We start from the raw sequence: 3,641 nt of genomic DNA on the forward strand, positions 1-3,641 counted from the left end.
CGGACCTCCGGGATGTCCTGAGACATCACACAGTAGCGGGGGCAGGATTCGAACCTGCGACCTCTGGGTTATGAGCGAAATCTGGAGTGCTTCGAACCTCTCCGCACGCCACGCTCGTAGTGAGGGCTTGTGAGGTATCATCGCAGGTCAGAACGCATTTTCGAGATTCCGCGAACCTTCGCTGGCCTTCGCCATCTTTCGGCAAAGTTTGCTGACTCTCTGCTGACATTGGAGGCAGCCGATGGCTTGGGTGGTCGAGCGAAAGAGGGACGTCGGCACGTCGCGCTTCCTCGCGCAGTACCGGGATCCGGAGGGGCGCATCCGCTCGGCGGGCACGCACTCGTCGCGCCGGGCCGCCGAGCGCGCTGGAAATCGCGAGGAGCAGCGAGTCCATGCCGGCTCCTGGTTCGACCGTTCGCTGGGCGCCATCCCGTTCCAGCAGTACGTCGAGAGGCACTGGCTGCCCAGCAAGCACATCGAGGCGACGACGCTGGCCGCCTACATGTCCAACCTCAACAAGCACTTCTTTCCGTTCTTCGGCAAGAAGCCGATGTACCAGGTCACGTCGTCTCTGGTGCAGGACTGGGTGACGCAGGCGGCTGCCCAAGGCCTCTCGGCCAGGTCGATCCGCAAGTACCACACGATGCTCCACTCGATCTTCAAGCGGGCCGTCCGCGACCAGCTGATCGTCACCAACCCCTGCGAGCACACTGAACTGCCGAAGATCGTCACAAAGAAGACCCGGACGCTGACGCCCGATGAGTTCGACGTCCTCATCACCGCGGTGCCGGACCGATACCGCCTCATGGTCGAGACCGCCATCGAGACCGGGATGCGCTGGGGCGAGCTCATCGCGCTGAAGCCACGTCACGTCGACTTCCTGCGGCGCACGATCACCGTCGAGGACACGATCGTCGAGGTGTCCAGGAAGCACTCCCCCACCGGTGAACGGTACGTCGCCAAGCCCTACCCCAAGGACAACGAGCCTCGGACGTTCGCCGTACGCCAGGACTGGCTCGACGCGGTTGCTGAGCACATGAGGCTCCACGGTCTCCGCCGCGACGACCTGCTGTTCGCCACTTCGGCCGGAACGCCGATCTCCCGAAACACCTTCCGGACGAGGATCTGGCTGCCGGCGGTCAAGGCGAGCGGTGTCTCGTTCAACGTCAGGATGCACGACCTGCGCCACGCCCACGCTTCCTGGCTTCTGGCCGGAGGGGCTGACCTCAAGACCGTCATGGATCGTCTTGGTCACGCGCAGATTCAGACGACCCAGAAGTACCTCCACGCTCTGGCCGAAGCCGATCAGCGCAGCATCGACGCGCTCAACCGAATGACGCGCCGGAGTCGATGAAGGCGCACGCTCGAATCCAGGCTCCTGTCGGCAATGTTCGGCCGTCGCGTGCATCTCCGAGGACACTGGACCCATGGACTTCGAAGCACCGTTCGTCGAGGCGATGCAGGCTGCGGTCACCCCCACCGAGGCGGACGTGCTGGTCGCCCGCACTGCCATCCTCGCCGCGATCGCTGAAGCGACCCAGCCTGTCCTGCTGAGCGAGTTCGAGGACCGCTGGCTGACAGCGGTCGGTGGCCAGCGCCCCGCGGAGCGTACGAAGTTCACGGCGCACCCGGCGACAGAGCCCGGGCGACGACTTGCCGATCCCGACCGACACGACCCGCACTTGACGGTCTTCCGCGGACGCCACGCGGTGCGTCGTGCGCTTGCCCAACTCGTCGCTGAGGGCGTGCTGACCCGTGCTGAGGGGAACCAGTACGCGACCCAACCCGAACGCATCCCTGTCGACTACCCTGGCGGCGGCTCCAGTGCTCCGGTGGATGTCCACTCGCCGTACATCAACGATCACGGCAGCACTCCGAGGTTCATGCCGGTCCGGCCCCTCGACGGCAACGGCAGTGAAGTGCTCTTACCCGTCGAGGAGTTGCTGTCCGGCCTCGACCTGATCCTTGGGGCGCGCGGGATGACGATGATCCGAGAGAGTCGACGAGCTCTTCAGCGCGGGCTGTACCTGGCGTCGTCGAGCCTGCTGGCCGCCGCGTCCGAGGCGGCGTGGTTCAACCTCGCCCGGGCTGTGCAGTCTCAACCGCAGGCCCTCGCGAAGAAGGTCGATGACGGCCGCGACGTCGCTGAGGTCATCCGCCTCACAGAGCAGAAGCTGCGCGAGATCAAGCCGTCGCTCGGCAGTGCGATGATCACCGAGGTCGTCACCCAAGCCCACATGTTCCGGGAGGTCCGCAACTACGCCTTGCACCCCGTTGAGGCCCACGACGGTGACCGCGAGACCTGGCTCACCGAGACCGGGGCGACCCTCTTGGCGATCGCCTCCCGGAGGTACTTCGTGAAGATGGCCGGACTTCGTGACCGGCTGGCGGGCGAACAGCCCCAAGGTTGAGCGCGTCCCACCTCCAGGTTGGGTCAGCGACCAGGGGGTTTCACAACAGCACTCTCTCGACGACCGATAACCTGCGGAGACGTCGGAGCGAGCACCGAGGAGGCGCCGCGCAAACGGCCGACGGGCAACGAGAGGGCGTGGGGCGAACCGTGAGCGACGAGACCAACATCCTCGATCAACTGATCGGGCAGGTCGCGGATGAGGCGCTGCGCAGCCGGCTCGCCCGCGAGGTCGAACTCCTCCGCGGCTCGCGACGGTTCGGCATGGTCTTCGACCGACACCTGCCCGAGTCGGTCCGATTGCCCGACCACCCTGTCCGGAAGGGCGTGAAGGTCGGCCTCCGCGACGAGTCCACCACCCGCATATGGCGCGTCGCGGGCTTCACCGATACCAGCCGCTCCGTGGCCATCCTCGACGGCGATGGAGGGAAGCGCCCCGTCGGTGACCTCGTGGTCATCCGTGAGTTCGGAGAGTCCGTCTTCCCCGGCCTGCGGACAGCAGAGCGCATCGCGAACGGCCCCGGCGACGCGCCCTGGCACACCGTCATCAACGGCGAGAACTACCACGTCCTACAGGCGCTGCGATCCACCCACCGCGGCAAGATCGACCTGATCTACATCGACCCGCCATACAACACCGGCAACGAGGGCTGGATCTACAACGACCGATACGTCGACACCCACGACCGCGCCAAGTCCTCCAAGTGGCTGTCCTACATGGAGCGCCGCCTCCTGCTCGCTCGAGACCTGCTGAAGCAGACCGGAGTGATCATCGCCGCGATCGGCGATGAGGAGCACCACCGGCTCCGCATGCTCCTGGATCAAGTCTTCGGCAACCAGAACTTCCTGTCTGACGTCGTGTGGCAGGGCGGCAGGAAGAACGATTCCCGCTACGTCTCCAACGGCGCCGACTACATGCTCATCTACGCCAAAGATGAGTCGACGCTCGCCGCCGCCGAGATCCGGTGGCACGACCGGAAGCCCGGCGTCGACGACGCCCTCGCCGCCGCTCGTCTGGCGTGGGATGAATCCAACAACGACCCGGAGGCCGCCACGAGGGCGTTCCGGGCCTGGCTGCGAGCGCACAAGGCGTCCTTGGCTGACGGCGTGGCGCGTTACAACGCGATCGACGCGCACGGGCGCGTGTACTTCGCGGGCGATCTGAGCCCTGATCCACCGATGAGGTGTGGGCTGTGAGCGTGGCGTAGAACGAAGAATCCCTTGTAGGGGT

Annotated in this window: 3 protein-coding genes; all 3 read left to right on the top strand. The window is 65.7% G+C overall.

What is annotated here, in order from left to right; translation table 11 throughout:
- The first annotated feature begins 241 nt into the window (after window positions 1-241).
- The 3 genes from ACYVKX_RS20740 (at window position 242) to ACYVKX_RS20750 (ending at window position 3,607) form a co-directional block, all read left to right on the top strand.
- Window positions 242-1,354, top strand: coding sequence for a tyrosine-type recombinase/integrase (locus ACYVKX_RS20740; RefSeq protein WP_460835591.1), 1,113 nt, complete (start codon window positions 242-244; stop codon window positions 1,352-1,354).
- Window positions 1,355-1,427: 73 nt separating this feature from the next.
- Window positions 1,428-2,411, top strand: coding sequence for a hypothetical protein (locus ACYVKX_RS20745; RefSeq protein WP_460835592.1), 984 nt, complete (start codon window positions 1,428-1,430; stop codon window positions 2,409-2,411).
- Between the two features lie 149 nt (window positions 2,412-2,560).
- On the top strand, window positions 2,561-3,607 hold the full coding sequence (locus ACYVKX_RS20750; protein ID WP_460835593.1) for a DNA methyltransferase: 1,047 nt from the start codon (window positions 2,561-2,563) through the stop codon (window positions 3,605-3,607).
- Window positions 3,608-3,641 lie beyond the last annotated feature (34 nt).

The sequence above is a fragment of the Nocardioides hungaricus genome, from assembly GCF_054782915.1.

Bases quoted from the DNA above. Each gene is read 5' to 3' on its own strand.
- ACYVKX_RS20740 (WP_460835591.1), top strand. From the start codon at position 242: ATGGCTTGGGTGGTCGAGCGAAAGAGGGACGTCGGCACGTCGCGCTTC.
- ACYVKX_RS20745 (WP_460835592.1), top strand. From the start codon at position 1,428: ATGGACTTCGAAGCACCGTTCGTCGAGGCGATGCAGGCTGCGGTCACC.